Raw genomic sequence first — 17,660 nt, 5'->3', positions numbered from 1 at the left:
CGTACGGGAGCTAGACGCCCAGGCGGGCGCTGCGCAGCCGCTCGACGGCGCCGGGGTCGCCGGTCAGGTCGACCCTGGCGTGCGCCTGGCGGCCGAAGCAGAACAGCAGCAGCTCGCCCGCGTCGCCCGTCACCTCGACCTTGGGGCCCTCGCCCGCGCCGCCGAGCAGCACCGAGCGCGCCCCGCCGGAGCCGCGCCGGTGCAGCACCACGCCCACGGGGGCGCGGCGCAGCATCAGCTTGGCCATGGCCGACAGCCGCTTCCAGATGTGGTCGTCGAAGTCCGCGGGCAGCTCGCGCGGCTCCCAGGAGGGCTGGGCGCGGCGCACGTCCTCGTGGTGGACGAAGTACTCCAGCGTGTTGACGGCCGAGTCGAGGAAGGGCACCAGCCCGTAGACGCCGCCGGGCCTGCGGACGAGGGCGACCAGCTCGGGGAAGGGGTGGCGGTCCTTCAGCGACTGCTGCACCGAGGCCGTGCGGCCCGACAGCGCCCGGATCGCGATGCCGGGCAGCGCGTCGAGCCTGCGCTCGCGCAACACCAGGTGGGCGGCCAGGTCGTAGGAGTCCCAACCCGCGCAGAGCGTCGGGGCGCCGGGGCCGAGCCGGTCGAACAGATCGCAGAGCGCCGCGCGTTCGTCACGAGCATGAGTCACATGCCAACCTTACGCCAGGGGAATAACGGGATGATCAGACGTGATACTGACTTACGTAGCTATAGCGGGCAGTGAAGGGAAGCTTCAGGAGTGGCGAACAAGGTCACCTCGGCCGTCATGCGTCAAGGGCTGCGTGTCCTTGGGGTGGCCATTCGTACGGAGAAGGCGATGTTCGCCGCCGCGGTCGTGGCGAGCGCGCTCTACGGCGGCATGACCGTCGCCTCGGCCTGGGCACTCGGGTGGGCCACCGAGCACGTCGTGATGCCCGCGTTCACCGCCGGCGAGACCGCGGCGGGCGCGATGTGGACCGGCGTCCTGCTCATCCTCGGCACCGCCCTGCTCAAGTCCATCGGCGTGGCCGGGCGGCGCATCCTGGCCGGCGTCATCCAGTACCGGATGCAGGCCCGCTCCCGCCGCGACGTCACCAAGCAGTATCTGCGGCTGCCGCTCGCCTGGCACCACCGCCACCCCACCGGCCAGCTGCTGTCCAACGCCAGCGCCGACGCCGAGGCCGCCTGGGCGCCGCTCGCGCCGCTGCCGATGGCCGTCGGCGTCGTCGTCATGCTGCTCACCGCGGCCGTCGGCATGCTGCTCACCGACCTCATGCTCGCCCTGGTCGGCTTCCTCATCTTCCCGGCCATCGCCGTGCTCAACCTCGTCTACCAGCGCAGGCTCAGCCCGCTCGCCACCCGGGCCCAGCAACTGCGCGCCGAGGTCAGCGAGATCGCGCACGAGAGCTTCGACGGCGCCCTCGTCGTCAAGACGCTCGGCCGCGAGGACCTGGAGACCGACCGCTTCCGCCGCCGCGCCCACGAGCTGCGCGACGCCAACATCGCCGTCGGCAAGGTGCGCGGCCTGTTCGACCCGCTGCTGGAGGCGCTGCCCACGCTCGGCGTGCTCGCCGTCCTGGCCGTCGGCGCGCTGCGGCTGTCCACCGGCTCCATCGAGGCCGGCCAGCTCGTCCAGGTCGCCTACCTGTTCACGCTGCTGTCGTTCCCGATCCGGGCGCTCGGCTGGGTGCTGGCCGAGCTGCCGCGCAGCGTCGTCGGCTGGACCCGCGTCCAGGCCGTGCTCGACGCCGAGGGCTCGATGGACTACGGCCAGGCCGCCGCCGACCGCGACGAGCCCGCCGCCCTGGCCGTCTCCGGCGTCTCCTACTCCTACGGCGACGCCGAGGTGCTGCACGACGTCACCTTCGACGTGCCCGCCGGGCGTACCGTCGCGCTCGTCGGCCCCACCGGCTCCGGCAAGTCCACGCTCGTCCAGCTGCTCGTCCGCCTCGTCGACCCCGACTCGGGCCGCGTCGCGCTCGACGGCGTCGACCTGCGCGACCTCGCGTACGGCAAGCTCGCCGAGTCGGTCGCGCTGGTGCCGCAGCAGACGTTCCTGTTCGACGACTCCGTACGCGGCAACATCGCGCTCGACCTGCCCCTCGACGACGACGAGGTGTGGGGCGCGCTGCGCGTCGCCCAGGCCGACGGCTTCGTCACCCGCCTCGGCGACGGGCTCGACACCCGCGTCGGCGAGCGCGGCGCCTCCCTGTCCGGAGGCCAGCGCCAGCGCCTCGCGCTGGCCCGCGCCGTCGTCCGCCGCCCCCGCCTGCTCATCCTCGACGACGCCACCTCCAGCGTGGACCCGCAGGTCGAGGCCAAGATCCTGTACGGGCTCCGGGACCGGGCACAGGCCTCGACCGTCGTGGTCGTCGCCTACCGGATGGCCACCATCGCCCTCGCCGACGAGGTCGTCTTCCTGGAGCACGGCCGCGTCGCCGACCGCGGCACCCACGACGAACTGATCAAGCGGTGCGAGGGCTACCGCAACCTGGTGACGGCCTACGAGCGCGAGGAGGCCGAACGGGCCGCCCTCGACCTCGACGCCGGCACTCGACTCGGCACCGACGCCGAAGAGGAAGGGGTCAGCGCGTGACCGCCGAGACCGCCGAGTCCGCTGAGTCCGTGCGCCAGGGCATCGGCGCGAACGCCGACAGCTCGGCCTGGGCGACCATCCGCCGGGGGCTCTCGCTCACCCCCGAGTTCCGCCAGGGGCTGGCGGTCACGCTCGCCCTCGCCGTCGTCGCCACCATCGGCAAGATCATCGTGCCGATCGCCGTCCAGCAGACGATCGACACCGGGCTCAAGGACGGCGTCCCCGACCTGCCCTACATCTACCGGACCGTCGCCCTGTGCGCCGCCGCCGTGCTGCTGACCGCGCTGGCCGCGTACATCATGAACGTCCGCCTCTACAAGGCCACCGAGGCGTCGCTGGCGACGCTGCGGGTGCGCGGCTTCCGCCACGTCCACGACCTGTCGGTGCTCACCCAGAACACCGAGCGGCGCGGCGCGCTCGTCTCCCGCGTCACCAACGACATCGACCAGATCAGCACGTTCATGCAGTGGGGCGGGCTGATGATCATCGTCGCGCTCGGCCAGCTCCTGGTCGCCAGCGTGCTCATGCTCGTCTACTCCTGGCAGCTCACCCTGCTCGTGTGGCTGTGCTTCGTCCCGCTGATGATCGCCCTGCCGCGCTTCCAGCGCTGGCTGTCGCGCGCGTACACCACCGTCCGCGAGCGCACCGGCGACATGCTCGCCGCCGTCAGCGAGTCCGTCGTCGGCGCTGCCGTCATCCGGGCGTACGCCACCGAGCGGCGCACCGCCGAGCGCATCGACAAGGCCGTGAACGCCAACCGCGCCGCCCAGGTCAAGGCGCAGACCATCGTCGGATTCGTCTTCCCGCTGACCGAGATCGTCGCCGCCCTGGCCATCGCCGGCATCGTGCTGCTCGGCGTCCGGCTCGGCCTGTCCGGCGACATCACACAGGGGCGGCTGATCGCGTTCCTGTTCCTCATCACGCTGTTCGTCTCACCCATGCAGACCGCCACCGAGGTGCTCAACGAGGCGCAGAACGCCGTCGCCGGCTGGCGGCGCATCCTCGGCGTCATCGACACCCCCGCCGACGTCGCCGACCCCGGCGAGAACGGCGTCGAGCTGCCGCGCGGACCCATCTCCGTCGCCTTCGAGGACGTCCACTTCGCCTACCCCGGCGGCCCGCCCGTGCTGCGCGAGCTGTCGGTGGAGATCCCGCCGCGCTCGCGCGTCGCCGTCGTCGGCGAGACCGGCTCCGGCAAGACCACGTTCGCCAAGCTCCTCACCCGGCTCATGGACCCCGTCGGCGGGCGCGTCACCGTCGACGGCCACGACCTGCGCGACATCCGCTTCTCCTCGCTGCGCGAGCGGATCGTGATGGTCCCGCAGGACGGGTTCCTGTTCGACGGCACGCTGGAGGACAACATCCGGTACGGCAAGCCGGACGCCACCCGTGAGGAGATCCTGCTCGCGCTGACGGAGCTGGGCCTGGCCGACTGGCTCGACGGCCTGCCCGCCGGCCTCGACACGCCCGTCGGGCAGCGCGGCGAGTCGCTGTCGGCGGGGGAGCGGCAGCTCGTCGCGCTGGCCCGCGCCTACCTGGCCGACCCCGACCTGCTGCTGCTCGACGAGGCCACCTCCGCCGTCGACCCCGCCACCGAGGTGCGGCTCGCCCGCGCCCTCGAAGGCGTCACGCGCGGACGCACCGCCGTGTCGATCGCGCACCGGCTGTCGACGGCCGAGAACGCCGACGAGGTGTTCGTGTTCGACGGCGGCCGGCTCGTCCAGCGCGGCCCGCACGCCGAGCTCGTGACCGAACCCGGCGTCTACGCCGACCTGCACGCCTCCTGGGTGTCGGCCGCCCGCTCCTGACCCGCGCGCTCACCCCCGCGCGACGCTGAAGGTCACCGTCGTGCCGACCGGCCCCGACACGATCGTCACGTGCTCGCACAGCAGCCGCACCAGCCACAGCCCCCTGCCGCCCGCCTCGAACCCCGACGGCGGCGGCAGGGCGCTGCTCCAGCCGCCCATGCCCGGCCCCTCGTCGGCCACCTCGCACCACAGCCGCCCGTGCTGCCACCACACGCGCACCGTCCCGCCGCCCCCGCCGTGCAGCACCGCGTTCGTGATCACCTCGTTGACCGCCACCACGAAGTCCTCCAGGCGGCGCCCGCCCAGCCCCTCACCCGACACCCGCTCGGCCAGCGTGCGGCGCAGCGCCGTGATGCGCCCCCGGGCGAACGAGGCGCACAGCACCTGTCTACACATCGCCGACCCGGCGGACGGTGACGACCGCGTCCCCCTTGATGAGCTGCAGCAGCCGGGCCAGCCGCGCCCCGCACACCACCACCGTCCGCCCCGGCGGCCTGCGCACCGCCATCGCCACCAGAAGCTGCGCCGAGCCCGCGTCGGCGAACGCCAGCCCCGCCGCGTCGATCACCACCTCACCCGGCTCCTCCCGCAACGGCTCCAGCACCGACGCGAACGCCTGCCGGTTCGTCAGATCGACGTCGCCCCACAGCCGCAGCGCCCCTGCCCCGCCCGGCGCCGCATAACGCAGCGCCGCCTGCCCCGGCGTGATCGGATGCGCCGACGCCGCCCGCTCCACCGCCTCCCGCGTGAACACCCGCCGGTCGTACTGGCACACCAGAGCCATCCGATGCCGACCGAACAGCGCGTTGGCCGCCGACTCCAGCGCCACCTGCCCCGGCTGGTCGCAGGCCCCCCACGACGCGTCCACCAGCGCGTAGAGCCCCCGGCAGCCCTGCTTGCCCGCCAGCTCCACCGCCGCCGCCAGCCCGCCCAGCGCCTTGCCCGGATCGAGCCGCCCGTCGGTGAAGTGCGTGCCCGCCCCGTCCAGGATCTCGATCCGCCCCGACGACTCCGCCGCCGCGAACCCCGGCACCAGCGGCCCCAGCCACTCCCGCGTCAGCCCCGGCGAGTCGGCGTGCGTGATCAGCAGCACCTTCGCCCGGCGGCGCAGCCCGTTGAGCGTGAACAGCCGGGCCGCCGCCCGCCGCTCGCCCTCACCGCGCAACGGCAGGCACACATGATCGCCCAGCTCGGGATCGAGAACGGAGCCCGGTGACACGATGGCGCACCCCCTGCCGTAGGTCGCCCCGAAACTACTCTCCGGAGCGTCATCACGTACCGCGTTCTGTGTAAAACGCACGGTGACGACGCGCTGTAAGGTGTACCTTCGTCGCGGGCCGCCTTACGGCGGGGCGTGAGGAGCATGGCGTTGGACATTCTGCAGATGACCCGTCGGCGGCACGGCGAGATGGTGGTCGTCAGCCTCGCCGGAGAGGTCGACGCCGACAACGTGACCGAGGTGCGCGAATGCCTCGACCAGGCCGTCCGGACCCACGGGCCGCGCCTCGTCGTCGACCTCAGCAAGCTCACCTTCATCGACACCACCGGGCTCGGCGTCCTCGTGCGCCAGCTCGCCAGCCTGCGCGACCGCGACGGCACCATGGCGCTCGTCGCCCCCGACGGCCAGGTGCTGCGCCGGCTGCGCCGCACCAACCTGGCGCCGCTGTTCCCCATCTACGACACGCTGTCGCAGGCCCTCGCCTGACCGCCGCCGGGACCGCGCCGGACGCCTGGTTGAATGAGGGCATGTCCCTTGACCCCACCATCGCCGCGCGGCTCAAGCGCAACGGCGACGGGCTGGTGCCCGCGATCGTCCAGCAGTACGACACCGGCGAGGTGCTCATGCTCGCCTGGATGGACGACGAGGCGCTGCACCGCACCCTGACCACCGGCAGGGCCACCTACTGGTCCCGCAGCCGCGCCGCCTACTGGGTCAAGGGCGACACCTCCGGCCACGTCCAGCACGTCAGGTCCGCCGCCCTCGACTGCGACGGCGACACCGTGCTGCTCCAGGTCGACCAGGTCGGCGCCGCCTGCCACACGGGCGACCGCACCTGCTTCGACGCCGCCCCCCTCCCCGTCGCCGAGCCCCAGGCGACCTGATGCCCGCCCCCGACCACCCCACCCCGGACCGCCCCTCCGCCCCCACGGTCTCGCCGCCCCCTGAGGGACCGGGCGCGCCGGCGGGGTCCCCTGCGGCCGGTGACGCCGTACGGGCCGCGTCCCCTGAGGGACCGGGCGCGTCGGCGGGGTCCCCTGCGGCGGGTGACGCCGTACGGGCCGCGTCCCCCGCGGCGGGTGGCACCGTACGGGAGCCGTCGGCGCCGGAGCGGGACCAGCCGGGGGCGGGGTCCGCTTCTACGGGCTCGCCGTCCCCTGAAGGACCGGACGCGTCGGCGGGGTCCCCTGTGGGCGATGGCGCCGGGCGGGCCGGGCGGGAGCGGTGGGTGTGGCTGGCCGTGGCGGCGGGCGGGTGCCTGCTGGTGCTGCTGGCCGCCAGCCGCCCGTGGGCCGCAGGAGTGCGGGAGGCCGGGGCGGCGGCGGAGCTCGTGGCGCCGACCGGCGGCGACCTGGGGCCGGCGTTGACGCCGCTCGCGCTGGCCGGGCTGGCCGGCGTGGTGGCCGTGCTGGCCACGAAGGGAGCGGGCCGCCGCCTGATGGGCGCGCTGCTGGCGCTGTGCGGGCTGGCCGCCGGCGCCGCGACGTGGGCGGCCACGGGCGCCGACGGGGTGGTGGACTGGCTGCGGGAGCGCAACGTGCTCGCCGGGACGGCCGGGCTGACGTGGGACGACGTGGTGGTGTGGCCGGTGCTGTGCGGGCTGGGCGCCGCGCTGGTGCTCGCCGGCGGGCTGGCCGTCGTGGTGCGCGGCGGCCGGTGGGCCGGGATGTCCGCCCGCTACGAGCGCGACCCGGCCCGCGCGCCCCGTGCTGCCGACGGCGACAGAGCTCTGTGGGATGCGCTCGACCGTGGAGACGATCCGACCGAATCGCGCTAGGTTTGCGTTCGTTTGATGGTCGGATTCGTCGCCGCGGGGCGACCACACGAGGAGTCGGACGGATGAGCTACGGGGACCAGGGCAGCGGCTACGGAGCTCAGCCGCCCGGCGGTGGTTACGGTCAGCAGCCCCCCACCGGGGGCGGATACGGCCAGCAGCCGCCCAGCGGCGGCGGTTATGGCCAGCAGCCGCCGAGCGGGGGCTACGGTCAGCAGCCGCCGAGCGGGGGCGGGTACGGCCAGCAGCCCTACAGCGGCGGATACGGTCAGCAGCCGCCCAGCGGCGGCCCGTACAGCTATGGTCAGCAGCCCCCGAGCGGCCCGTACGGCTACGGCCAGCAGCCGCCGCCCGGCCCGGGCTACCCGCCGCCGTACGCGCCGCGGCCGACGAACGGGATGGCGGTCACGTCGCTGGTGCTCGGCATCGTGGGCCTGCTCTTCTGCGGCCTTACGAGCATCCCGGGCGCCATCGTCGGCCACATCGCGATGGCGCGCATCAAGCGCACCGGGGAGCAGGGTCAGGGCATGGCGGTGGCCGGCCTGATCACCTCCTACATCACGATCGTGCTGTGGCTGATCCTGTGGATCTTCTTCGGCGGGATCTGGCTGGCGTTCCTCGGGATCGCCTCGACCGCCACCTACACCAGTTGACGACCGCCTGACCTGGAATAACTTGCGGTAACGCGACGAATGCAGGCAGATTACAAGTTGTCCGCAAGGTGAACGTTGTTGCATGTCGCCGATGGTTTGTCGCTAGGCTGCCGCGCGCAAGTCGCCGCGAACATGACGACATGAGGAGTTCTAAGGATGAGTTACGGAAATCAGGGCGAAGGCGGTTACGGCGCCCAGCCCCCGGGCGGCGGCTACGGTCAGCAGCCGCCGAGCGGCGGCGGCTATGGCCAGCAGCCCCCGAGCGGCGGCGGCTATGGCCAGCAGCCCCCGAGCGGCGGTGGCTATGGCCAGCAGCCGCCGAGCGGTGGCGGTTACGGCCAGCAGCCGCCGAGCGGCGGTGGCTATGGCCAGCAGCCGCCCAGCGGCGGCTACGGCGGTTACGGCCAGCAGCCCCCGAGCGGTGGCGGCTACGGCGCGGGCGGCTACGGCGCGCCGCAGACGCCGCCGGACAACCACCTGGTGGCGGCCATCCTGACCACCATCTTCTGCTGCCTCCCGCTCGGCATCGTCTCGATCGTCAAGTCGTCGCAGGTCAACCAGAAGTGGGCGGCCGGCGACTACCAGGGTGCGGTGGAGGCCTCCGAGGAGGCCAAGACGTGGTGGAAGCGCGCGCTGATCTTCGGCCTCATCGCCGAGGTGCTCATCGTGGTGGCGTACGTCCTGTTCTTCGTCGTCCTCGTTGCCAGCACCAGCAGCAGCTACTACGGATGACCATGCCTGACGCGAACATCGAGCGGCGCGGCGCCGACCGGCTCAGGTCGGTGCTTGCGCCGCTCGGCGTGGCGGCCGCGGCGGGAGCCGTGTTCGGCGTCGTGGGCCTGATCGACCCCAACGAACCGGGGCACTATCCGACCTGCCCGTTCCTGTGGGCGACCGGCCTGTACTGCCCGGGATGCGGGACGCTGCGCACGATCCACGCGCTGGCGCACCTCGACCCGGTGGCGGCGGCGGGGCTCAACCCGCTCGCGCTGGCCATGGTGCCGTTCCTGCTGTTCTGGTGGGGGCGCTGGCTGGTGCGCTCCTGGCAGGGCAGGCCGAGACGCACCACGCTGGCGCATCCCGCCTGGCTGTGGGCGTTCCTGGCGGTCGTGCTGGTCTACTGGGTGGTCCGCAACCTTCCGTTCGGGGCGTTCCTGGCGCCGTAAGGCGAGCCCTGTGACGATGTGGGCCCGCCGGGCCGATACCATCGCAAGACAAGGCAGGGAGCGGACGCGAAGCGAACTCCCGGCCTCCACCCCCACTGCCGACCGGAGGGACCCCAAGCGCGTGAGTGAGCGGACCGAAGGACCGAGTGTCCTCGACGACATCCTCGACGGGGTGCGCGCCGACCTCGCCACACGTCAGCAGGCCGTGCCGCTTGACGAGCTCAAGCAGCGGGCCGAGCGGGCCCCCGCGTCGCGTGACGCGCTCGCCGCGCTCGGCGGCGACCGCGTCTCGGTGATCGCCGAGGTGAAGCGCTCCAGCCCGTCCAAGGGCGCGCTCGCCGCCATCGCCGACCCGGCCGCGCTCGCGGCCGACTACGAGGCCGGCGGCGCGCACGTGATCAGCGTGCTCACTGAGCGGCGCAAGTTCGGCGGCAGCCTGGACGACCTGGCCGCCGTGCGGGCCCGCGTCGACATCCCCATCCTGCGCAAGGACTTCATCCTCACCTCCTACCAGCTGTGGGAGGCGCGGGCGCACGGCGCCGACCTGGCTCTGCTGATGGTCGTCTGCCTGGAGCAGCCCGCGCTGGTGTCGCTGATCGAGCGCGCCGAGTCCATCGGGCTCACGCCGCTCGTCGAGGTGCACACCGAGGAGGAGCTCGAGCGCGCGGTCGCGGCCGGCGCCCGCGTCATCGGGGTCAACGCCCGCAATCTGAAGACACTCGAGGTCGACCGGGATGTCTTCGCGAAGCTGGCGCCGAAGATCCCCGATAATGTGATCAAGATCGCTGAGTCGGGAGTGCGGGGTCCGCACGACCTGCTCGCCTACGCCAGGTCGGGCGCCGACGCCGTGCTGGTGGGGGAGAGCCTGGTCACCGGCAAGGATCCGCGCAGGGCCGTGGAGGCGCTGGTGACCGCCGGCGCCCACCCCGCGACCCGCCCCGACCACGGAGCAGAGGGATAGCAGTGGCAAACGAAGGCTCCATCCTCACGGCCGCCGACCTGGCGGGCAACGGCGTCCACGGCGACGACCCGGACGTGCACGGCAAGTTCGGCATCTTCGGCGGGCGCTACGTGCCCGAGGCGCTCATCCCGGCGCTCGACGAGGTCGCCGCCGTCTACGCCAAGGCCAAGAACGACGCGCAGTTCCTGAGCGAGTTCGACCACCTGCTGCGCACGTACGCGGGACGGCCGACCACGCTGACCGACGTGCCGCGCTTCAGCGAGCAGGCAGGCGGGGCGCGGATCGTGCTCAAGCGTGAGGACCTCACCCACACCGGCGCGCACAAGATCAACAACGTGCTGGGCCAGGCGCTGCTGACCAAGCGGCTGGGCAAGAAGCGGGTGATCGCCGAGACCGGCGCCGGTCAGCACGGCGTCGCCACCGCCACCGCCGCCGCGCTGCTCGGCCTGGAGTGCGTCATCTACATGGGCGCCGTCGACTGCGAGCGCCAGGCGCTCAACGTCGCGCGGATGAAGCTGCTCGGCGCCAAGGTCGTGCCGGTGACCAACGGCTCCCAGACGTTGAAGGACGCCATCAACGAGGCGTTCCGCGACTGGGTGACCAACGTCGACACCACCCACTACCTGTTCGGCACCGTCGCCGGGCCGCACCCGTTCCCGGAGATCGTCCGCGACTTCGCCCGCATCATCGGCGTCGAGGCCCGCCGCCAGATGCTGGAGCTGACCGGCGCGCTGCCCACGGCGGTCTGCGCGGCCGTCGGCGGCGGCAGCAACGCCATCGGCATCTTCCACGCCTTCATCGGCGACCAGGGCGTCCAGCTCCACGGCTACGAGGCGGCCGGCCACGGGCTGGAGAGCGGCGAGCACGCGCTCACCCTCACCGCCGGCTCGGTCGGCGTGCTGCATGGCTCGCGCACGTACGTGCTGCAGGACGACGAGGGCCAGACCATCGAGTCCCACTCGATCTCGGCCGGCCTCGACTACCCGGGCGTCGGCCCCGAGCACGCCTGGCTCAAGGACAGCGGCCGCGCCGCCTACCACGGCGTCTCCGACGACCAGGCGATGGCCGCCTTCTCGCTGCTGGCCCGCACCGAGGGCATCATCCCGGCCATCGAGTCCTCCCACGCGCTCGCCGGCGCCCTGGAGCTCGGCCGCGAGCTCGGCCCTGAGGCGACCATCCTGGTCAACCTCTCCGGCCGCGGCGACAAGGACATGGGCACGGCCATGAAGTACTTCAACCTCTGACGACCCGCAGCGGGGCGGGGCTCGACGACCTGAGAACGGGACCATCAATGACGACTCTCCAGACGGTGTTCGCCAAGGCGAAGGCGGACAACCGGGCCGCGCTCATCGGCTACCTGCCGGCGGGCTTCCCGACCAAGGACGGCGCCGTCGCCGCCGCCGCGGCACTGGTCGAGGCCGGGTGCGACGTCATCGAGATCGGCCTGCCCTACTCCGACCCGCTCATGGACGGGCCCACCATCCAGGACGCCGTGCACCGTTCGCTGCTCAACGGCACCCGCATCGCCGACGTCCTGCGCACGGTCGAGGGCGTGGCGGCCACCGGCGCGGCCACGCTCGTCATGACCTACTGGAACCCGATCGACCGCTACGGCGCCGACCGCTTCGCCCGCGACCTCGCCTCGGCGGGTGGCACCGGCACGATCACCCCCGACCTCACGCCGGAGGAGTCGGAGCCGTGGCGCACCGCCTCCGCCGGGGCGGGGATCGACACGGTGTTCCTGGTGGCGCCCAGCTCCACTGAGGAGCGCATCAAGGCCGTCGCCGCCTGCTGCACCGGCTTCGTCTACGCGGCCTCGCTGATGGGCGTCACGGGCGCCAGGGAGACGGTCAACGTGGCGGCCGAGGACCTGGTCAAGCGCACCCGCGAGCACACCGACCTGCCGGTCTGCGTCGGTCTCGGCGTCGGCACCGGCGCCCAGGCGGCGCAGGTCGCCGGCTACGCCGACGGCGTCATCGTGGGCTCGGCGTTCATCCGCCGCATCCTCGACGCCCCCGACGAGGCCGCCGGTCTCGCCTCGATCGGCGAGCTGGCCCGGTCGATGGCCGAGGGCGTCCGCTCCCGCGTCTGACCACCGGGGCGCCCGCTCCTGCGTCTGACCACCGGGGCGCCCGCTCCTGCGTCTGACCACCGGGGCGCCCGCCTGGCGGTTCGCCGCCTTCGCCGGGCCCGCCTGCCAGGGCCCGGGCGCGTCGACGCCGCCCGGCCCGGTCACGCCGCTCACCACCACCGAGCCGGCCGGTCGCACGATCGGCCGCATGGCCCGGGCGTGCGGCCGGGGCAGCGCCTGCCTGGAGGACGAGACGTACGCGATCTTGCCCGAGTTGCTGGTCGCGCTGCGCCACAGCCGCGCCGACGAGCACCCGCACGGCGACCCGGTGCTGGCCGGGCCGGGCCGCGACGCCTGCCTGCCCGTCTCCGTCGCCGAGCACGCCAGACGCCCCGGGCATGCCGCTCGCCGACCCGCGCCGGGCCGTCCGGCGGCCGGTCGGGTGCAGCCCTGAGGACCATCTGCTGTCGATCCGGCTCAACCGGGCCAAGGGTCTGCTCGCCGGGGCACCGACCCTGCCGGTGGCCGCCGTCGCCCGCCGGGTCGGCTACGACGACGCCGCCTGTTTCACGCGGCTGTTCGCCCGGCGCGCGGGGCAGCCGCCGAGCGAGTTCCGCGCCCAGCGGAATCGGGGTTTCGCCGCAGGTGAACCGCGGGACGGCGGCACTTAGCCGACCCTTATCCCGAGCGTGATCGGATAGGTCCCGGTACTGTGCGCCTTCCGCACGGAGAAAGAGGAGATGGCTCGTGAACGCGTCACAGGCGTCACACACCGCGAGATCGGCGATACCCTGGGTGACGACCGTCGCCCGGCTGGTCCTGGGCGGAGTGCTGATCGCGGCCGGAGGGCTCAAGATCGGCAACCCGGCCGACTCGGTGGTGGCGGTCAGAGCGTACGAGTTGCTGCCCGAGCCGCTGGTCACGACCGTGGGTTACGCCCTGCCGATCGTGGAGGTCGTCGTCGGGGTGCTGCTGATCGTGGGCCTCATGACGAGGGTGGCGGCCGTCGTGGCCGCGCTGCTCATGCTCGCGTTCGTGTTCGGCATCGCCTGGGCGTGGGCCAACGGGCTGCGGATCGACTGCGGCTGCTTCGGCGGCGGCGGCCAGCTCGGCGCCGGGCAGGAACCGACCTACCTGCTCGACATTGTGCGCGACTTCGGCCTCGTGCTGCTGGGCGCCTGGGTCGTGCGTTTCCCGCCGGGCCGCTTCGCGCTGGACCGGCCGCTGGGGCTGGCGGGTGCCGAGCACCCCTTGGACGATGAGGAGAACAGTGATGGGCAAGGCTGAGCGGTCGAAGACGGCGCGGGAGAAGATCAGGGAGCAGCAGGCCGCCGAGCGTGCCCGTGAGCAGCGCAAGAAGGTCGTCACGTACGTCACGGCCGGAGCCGTGGCCATCGCCGCCATCGGCGCGGGGATGTGGTACTCGATGAGCAGGTCCCAGTCGGAGCAGGCCGGGGCCGATCTCGCGCCGGTCACCATCCAGGCCGACGGCAGCGTCATCATGGCCAAGGACGGCGTGACCAAGCCGGTCGTCGACATCTACGAGGACTTCCAGTGCCCGGCGTGCAAGGAGCTGGAGCGGGTCAGCGGCCAGACGTTCAAGAACCTGGCCGCCGAGGGCCTGGCCAAGGTCGTCTACCACCCGATCACGATCTTCGGCCAGGAGCCGACCAAGGGCAACTCGGTGCGTGCCGGGGCCGCGGCCCGCTGCGTCCCCGACGGCAAGCAGTGGGTGGCCTTCCACGACCTGCTGTTCGAGAACCAGCCGAGCGAGACCGTCGAGGGCTTCAAGACCGACCAGCTCATCGAATGGGGCAAGGAGGCGGGCGTCACCGACCCCGGCTTCGAGACCTGCGTCACGTCGCAGAAGCACGCCCAGGCGCAGCTCGACTACAGCGACAAGATCAACAAGCGGGAGAACCTCGAAGGCACCCCGACGGTCAAGGTCGACGGCCAGATGATCGACAACAGTGTGGTCTTCACCCCCAAGGATCTGCGCGATACGGTCACCGAGGCCGCCAAGTAGCCTGACGTCCGCTACCCTCACCTGACATGCCCCTAGCCTCGATTCCCAGCCCCGCCGAGGGGGTCTGGTATCTCGGAATCATCCCGATCCGGGCCTATGCCCTGTGCATCGTGCTCGGCGTGATCGTCGCCGTCTGGCTCAGCGAGCGCCGCTGGCGCGACCGCGGGGGCCAGAAGGGCACGATCATCGACATCGCCGTCCCGGCGGTGATCTTCGGTCTGATCGGCGGCCGCCTCTACCACGTCATCACCGACTGGCAGACGTACTTCGGCGAGCGCGCGATCAAGGAGCCGATCCAGGCCCTGTACATCTGGGAGGGCGGTCTCGGCATCTGGGGCGCGATCGCGCTCGGCGGCGTCGGCGTGTGGATCGCCTGCCGCCGGCGCGGTCTGTCGCTGAGCGCGGTGGCCGACACGGTCGCCCCCGGCATCGCGTTCGCCCAGGCCATCGGCCGCTGGGGCAACTGGTTCAACCAGGAGCTGTACGGCTCGCCGACCACGCTGCCGTGGGGCCTGGAGATCGACCAGGCACACGGCGGCGAGCCCGGCGTCCTCTACCACCCGACGTTCCTGTACGAGTCGCTGTGGAACCTGCTGCTCGGCTTCGCCCTCCTCTACGCGGGCAAGCGGTTCACGCTGCGCCACGGGCGGCTGTTCGCCCTCTACGTGGCGGGTTACACGCTCGGGCGGTTCTGGATCGAGGGGCTGCGCATCGACCCGGTGGGCGGGGTCGACCACGCCGTCGAGCTGTTCGGGCTGCGGATCAACCAGTACACCGCGCTCGCGCTGTTCATCGGCGCGCTCGTCTACTTCTGGGCGACCCGTAACAAGACGGGCGAGGAGGTCGTCGCCTCCCCGGAGGCCGACGCGACGGCCGACGCGACGGCCAGCGCGGACGCCGTACCGGCTTCGGGCGACGGCGGCGGGGACGACCCGGCCGACCCCGCCCACGAGGCCGACCAGGCCGACGACACCCCCGGCGACACTCCCGACGACGGGAAGTCCGACGGGTCCGACGCGGCCCCACGCGACGTCGCGGAGGAGAAGAACGCGCGATGAACGACCGCGCGGAGATCCACCACGAGCATCGCGACGTCAACGGCGGCTGGCTCAGGCCGTCGGTGTTCGGCGCGATGGACGGCCTGGTGTCCAACTTCGCGCTCATCGCCGGTGTCGCGGGCGGCACCGCCAACACCAAGGTCATCGGCCTGGCGGGCGTCGCCGGGCTGGCCGCGGGCGCGTTCTCGATGGCGGGCGGCGAGTACGTCTCCGTCGCCAGCCAGAAGGAGCTCGCCCAGGCCGAGATCCAGGTCGAGGCCCGCGAGCTGGCCCGTCACCCGGAGGACGAGCTGGCCGAGCTCGCCCAGTCCTTCACCGACCAGGGCGTCGAGCCCGCCCTGGCCACCGAGGTCGCCAGGCAGCTCTCCCGCGACCCCCGCCGGGCGCTGGAGGTCCACACCCGCAACGAGCTGGGCGTCGAGCCCGGCAAGCTGCCCTCACCCGTCCTGGCCGCCGTCTCGTCGTTCGTCTCGTTCAGCGTGGGCGCGGCGCTGCCGCTGCTGCCGTACGTGTTCGGCGCGGTCGAGCTGTGGGTGCCGGCGGTCGTGTCGTGCGTGGCGCTGTTCACCGCGGGCGCCGTCGTGTCCGCCGTGACCGCGCGGAGCTGGTGGTACTCGGGGCTGCGCCAGCTCGTCGTCGGCGTGGTCGCGGCCGGGCTGACGTTCGGGCTCGGCAACCTGATCGGGGCGTCGGGGCTGTGACCGAGACCAGGGCCCGCAAGAGGCGCCGCGCCGCGCCCGCCCCCCGCCCGCCCAAGACACCGCGCGCCGGCCGCGCTCCCCGGCCCGACTTCGAGCTCTCGCTGCTGACCCGATGGGGGCTCCGGCCCGAACAGCAGCGGACGCTGGCCGTCATCGCGACCGTGGCCGCCGCCCTCGTGGCCGTCGCCGCGCTGGTCGCCGTCATCGCCTCCCTCGGCTCCTACACGCCCCCGGCGCGCACCGGCGGCTCCGTCCCCGAACGCGACACGGCGCTGCCGCAGGTGTTCCACGGCTGGGCCTCGCCCAAGCTGTTCCAGCCGGTCGCCGACCGCGCCAAGGACCCCAAGCCGCTCACCGCCAAGGAGGTCTTCGGCCAGAAGACGCTCCCCGGCGGCAAGAAGCTCTCGCTCAAACTCGTCGCCAGCCAGGTCGACGCCGACTGCTCGGCCGCGCTGTGGGGCGCCGACCTGCTCGCCCGCGTGGCCGACGCCGGCTGCACCCAGGCCGCCCGCGGCCTCTACACCACCGCCGACGGCCGCTACGTCGGCCAGTACACGCTGCTCAACCTGCGTGACGGCGAGGCGGCCGGCGAGCTCGTCGAGGTGCTGAAGACGCTCTACCGGGGCGGCTGGACCATCCCGCTGGAGAGCACCCAGGCCGCCTACCCGGCCGGCGGCTACACCGAGGCGGGCGGCTACGCCCTCGGCCACTACGTCGGCCTCGTCTGGCTCGGCCGCGCCGACGGAGCCGAGCCCACGGTCAAGGACGACTACGTCTCGCTCGCCCTCACCCTGAGAGGCGCCGAGAAGGCCCTCTACCGGCGCGTGGTCGCCATCACCGGCCCCGGCGGGTGACAGGGCGGCGACCGGGTCCCGTCGTCATGGGGATGGCGACGGGGCGCGGTTGTGTGGTGGCATGGGGCGTACGGGGGCGATGGTGTGGTCTGAGAGAACGGGGGTTGGCGTGAGGTGGGGGATCTGATGCCGGGGCGGGTCGTGATCGCGCTGGTGGTGGCCGGGGTCGCGGTGCTCGGGGCGGGGGCCTGGCTGTGGCTCGGGCGCGACGCGCCCCGGCCCGCCGCCTTCCACGGGACGCCGACGTCGGCCATGTACGCGCCGGTCGACTCCCGGGCCGACGACGCCGCGCCGCTCACCACGGGTGAGCTGTTCCGCGCCGGGGCGCTCGGCGAGCTGGCCCGGGGCGAGGTGGAGGAGCTGGCCGACTGTGACGACGCGCTGTGGGGTGCCGCCGCGTCCGGATGCACGCAGGCGCTGCGGGCCACCTACACGGGCGGGGCGGTCGCCGGGCAGTTCGTCATCTTCAACCTGCCGGACGGGCGCGCGGCCGACGCCCTGGTCACGGCCCTGCGCCGCGACGGGTTCGTCCGGCAGGCGGTGCCCTTCGACCCCGCGCGCAGCCGCGCCGAGGTGCGCGCCCTTGGCCATTACGTGACCGTCAGCTGGGTCGGAGCCCGGGGCACGGCCGACGCCGACCTGGTGCCGCCGCTCATCGCCCTCGACTCCCTCGGCCAGGCCATCCAGTCCCGCGTCCTCGCCGCCACGTAGCCCCTCCGGCCCGTGTGGCCTCTGTGGGCCGTGCGGTTACCCCCGCCGCTGCGGCTCTGTGTCCCCTGCCCCTGCGGTGG

General features: G+C 73.1%; 22 protein-coding genes. 19 read left to right on the top strand and 3 right to left on the bottom strand.

The window, feature by feature from the left end; all coding sequences use genetic code 11:
* Positions 1 to 10 precede the first annotated feature (10 nt).
* Positions 11 to 652: a TIGR03085 family metal-binding protein gene (locus ACWDXC_RS23485; protein ID WP_364172208.1), complete on the bottom strand. Its 642-nt coding sequence runs from the start codon at positions 650 to 652 to the stop codon at positions 11 to 13.
* A gap of 117 nt (positions 653 to 769) precedes the next feature.
* Between ACWDXC_RS23485 and ACWDXC_RS23480 the strand changes: the two genes are divergently transcribed.
* Entirely contained in the window at positions 770 to 2,578 is a 1,809-nt protein-coding gene (locus ACWDXC_RS23480) for an ABC transporter ATP-binding protein (protein WP_449985814.1), read from the top strand.
* Positions 2,575 to 4,386 carry an ABC transporter ATP-binding protein gene (locus tag ACWDXC_RS23475; protein ID WP_449985329.1) on the top strand — a complete coding sequence of 604 codons (1,812 nt, stop codon included), beginning with the start codon at positions 2,575 to 2,577 and terminating at the stop codon, positions 4,384 to 4,386. The genes ACWDXC_RS23480 and ACWDXC_RS23475 overlap by 4 nt, the downstream gene beginning before the upstream one ends.
* 9 nt (positions 4,387 to 4,395) lie before the next feature.
* Here ACWDXC_RS23475 and ACWDXC_RS23470 read toward each other — a convergent pair whose 3' ends face one another.
* Both ACWDXC_RS23470 and ACWDXC_RS23465 read right to left on the bottom strand, forming a co-directional pair.
* Positions 4,396 to 4,782, bottom strand: a complete 387-nt coding sequence (locus tag ACWDXC_RS23470) for an ATP-binding protein (protein ID WP_449985327.1) — start codon at positions 4,780 to 4,782, stop codon at positions 4,396 to 4,398.
* Entirely contained in the window at positions 4,775 to 5,605 is an 831-nt protein-coding gene (locus tag ACWDXC_RS23465; RefSeq protein WP_449985326.1) for an MEDS domain-containing protein, read from the bottom strand. Before ACWDXC_RS23465 ends, ACWDXC_RS23470 begins: the two co-directional genes overlap by 8 nt.
* 150 nt (positions 5,606 to 5,755) lie before the next feature.
* On the opposite strand from ACWDXC_RS23465, the gene ACWDXC_RS23460 reads away from it, so the two are divergent.
* The 17 genes from ACWDXC_RS23460 (at position 5,756) to ACWDXC_RS23380 (ending at position 17,580) form a co-directional block, all read left to right on the top strand.
* A complete protein-coding gene (locus ACWDXC_RS23460; RefSeq protein ID WP_219502415.1) occupies positions 5,756 to 6,091 on the top strand; it encodes an STAS domain-containing protein in 336 nt (111 codons plus the stop codon).
* A gap of 41 nt (positions 6,092 to 6,132) precedes the next feature.
* Positions 6,133 to 6,489: a phosphoribosyl-AMP cyclohydrolase gene (hisI, locus tag ACWDXC_RS23455; protein ID WP_364172202.1), complete on the top strand. Its 357-nt coding sequence runs from the start codon at positions 6,133 to 6,135 to the stop codon at positions 6,487 to 6,489.
* A gap of 305 nt (positions 6,490 to 6,794) precedes the next feature.
* Entirely contained in the window at positions 6,795 to 7,382 is a 588-nt protein-coding gene (locus tag ACWDXC_RS23450) for a Trp biosynthesis-associated membrane protein (protein WP_449985323.1), read from the top strand.
* 62 nt (positions 7,383 to 7,444) lie between these two features.
* A complete protein-coding gene (locus tag ACWDXC_RS23445) occupies positions 7,445 to 8,032 on the top strand; it encodes a DUF4190 domain-containing protein (RefSeq protein WP_449985321.1) in 588 nt (195 codons plus the stop codon).
* Positions 8,033 to 8,188: 156 nt separating this feature from the next.
* Entirely contained in the window at positions 8,189 to 8,764 is a 576-nt protein-coding gene (locus tag ACWDXC_RS23440; RefSeq protein ID WP_449985319.1) for a CD225/dispanin family protein, read from the top strand.
* Between the two features lie 2 nt (positions 8,765 to 8,766).
* Entirely contained in the window at positions 8,767 to 9,198 is a 432-nt protein-coding gene (locus tag ACWDXC_RS23435) for a DUF2752 domain-containing protein (RefSeq protein WP_449985316.1), read from the top strand.
* A gap of 121 nt (positions 9,199 to 9,319) precedes the next feature.
* Positions 9,320 to 10,159 carry an indole-3-glycerol phosphate synthase TrpC gene (gene trpC, locus ACWDXC_RS23430; protein WP_449985314.1) on the top strand — a complete coding sequence of 280 codons (840 nt, stop codon included), beginning with the start codon at positions 9,320 to 9,322 and terminating at the stop codon, positions 10,157 to 10,159.
* A 38-nt stretch (positions 10,160 to 10,197) separates the two neighbouring features.
* Positions 10,198 to 11,403, top strand: a complete 1,206-nt coding sequence (gene trpB / locus ACWDXC_RS23425; protein WP_449985811.1) for a tryptophan synthase subunit beta — start codon at positions 10,198 to 10,200, stop codon at positions 11,401 to 11,403.
* Positions 11,404 to 11,450: 47 nt separating this feature from the next.
* Entirely contained in the window at positions 11,451 to 12,251 is an 801-nt protein-coding gene (gene trpA, locus ACWDXC_RS23420; RefSeq protein WP_449985311.1) for a tryptophan synthase subunit alpha, read from the top strand.
* 187 nt (positions 12,252 to 12,438) lie between these two features.
* On the top strand, positions 12,439 to 12,684 hold the full coding sequence (locus ACWDXC_RS23415; protein ID WP_449985309.1) for a hypothetical protein: 246 nt from the start codon (positions 12,439 to 12,441) through the stop codon (positions 12,682 to 12,684).
* Positions 12,629 to 12,901 carry a helix-turn-helix domain-containing protein gene (locus ACWDXC_RS23410; RefSeq protein WP_449985306.1) on the top strand — a complete coding sequence of 91 codons (273 nt, stop codon included), beginning with the start codon at positions 12,629 to 12,631 and terminating at the stop codon, positions 12,899 to 12,901. The genes ACWDXC_RS23415 and ACWDXC_RS23410 overlap by 56 nt, the downstream gene beginning before the upstream one ends.
* 124 nt (positions 12,902 to 13,025) lie before the next feature.
* A complete protein-coding gene (locus tag ACWDXC_RS23405) occupies positions 13,026 to 13,517 on the top strand; it encodes a MauE/DoxX family redox-associated membrane protein (protein ID WP_219502457.1) in 492 nt (163 codons plus the stop codon).
* Positions 13,504 to 14,256, top strand: coding sequence for a DsbA family protein (locus ACWDXC_RS23400; RefSeq protein ID WP_449985304.1), 753 nt, complete (start codon positions 13,504 to 13,506; stop codon positions 14,254 to 14,256). The genes ACWDXC_RS23405 and ACWDXC_RS23400 overlap by 14 nt, the downstream gene beginning before the upstream one ends.
* Positions 14,257 to 14,282: 26 nt before the next feature.
* The gene (lgt, locus tag ACWDXC_RS23395) at positions 14,283 to 15,314 is read left to right on the top strand and encodes a prolipoprotein diacylglyceryl transferase (RefSeq protein ID WP_449985302.1); all 1,032 of its coding nucleotides are present in this window, start codon (positions 14,283 to 14,285) and stop codon (positions 15,312 to 15,314) included.
* Complete coding sequence (locus ACWDXC_RS23390; protein WP_449985299.1) at positions 15,311 to 16,015, top strand: VIT1/CCC1 transporter family protein; 705 nt, start codon at positions 15,311 to 15,313, stop codon at positions 16,013 to 16,015. Before lgt ends, ACWDXC_RS23390 begins: the two co-directional genes overlap by 4 nt.
* Complete coding sequence (locus tag ACWDXC_RS23385; protein WP_449985297.1) at positions 16,012 to 16,869, top strand: hypothetical protein; 858 nt, start codon at positions 16,012 to 16,014, stop codon at positions 16,867 to 16,869. The genes ACWDXC_RS23390 and ACWDXC_RS23385 overlap by 4 nt, the downstream gene beginning before the upstream one ends.
* A 126-nt stretch (positions 16,870 to 16,995) precedes the next feature.
* A complete protein-coding gene (locus ACWDXC_RS23380) occupies positions 16,996 to 17,580 on the top strand; it encodes a hypothetical protein (protein ID WP_449985294.1) in 585 nt (194 codons plus the stop codon).
* Positions 17,581 to 17,660 lie beyond the last annotated feature (80 nt).

It is taken from the genome of Nonomuraea sp. NPDC003214 (assembly GCF_053590035.1).
Note: the sequence above shows the minus strand (reverse complement) of the source record. Positions and strands in the feature narration are given on the sequence as shown.